A 277-nucleotide genomic window follows, 5' to 3' on the forward strand; every position below is an offset into this window, starting at 1 on the left:
GTCGTAGAACTCCTCGACCTTGCCGCAGGCGGTGCAGACGAAGTGGTCGTGGTGCTGGCCCTCGTTCAGTTCGTAAACGGCCTTGCCGCTCTCGAAATTGCTGCGGATCAGAATGCCGGCCTGCTCGAACTGCGTGAGCACGCGGTACACGGTGGCCAGCCCGATGTCCGAGCGCTCGTCCAGCAGCACGCGGAATACGTCTTCCGCCGTCATGTGGCGCTGGGCGCCCTTCTGGAAGATCTCCAGGATCTTCAGCCGGGGCAGCGTGGCCTTGAGG

Annotated in this window: 1 protein-coding gene; it reads right to left on the minus strand. The window is 63.9% G+C overall.

Annotation, left to right across the window (positions count from 1 at the left end; translation table 11 throughout):
* The coding region (locus tag CKO35_RS17705) for a transcriptional repressor (protein WP_200177417.1) at positions 1–277 on the minus strand (277 nt) is incomplete at both ends.

It is taken from the genome of Ectothiorhodospira shaposhnikovii (assembly GCF_016584105.1).
GTDB lineage: Bacteria > Pseudomonadota > Gammaproteobacteria > Ectothiorhodospirales > Ectothiorhodospiraceae > Ectothiorhodospira > Ectothiorhodospira shaposhnikovii.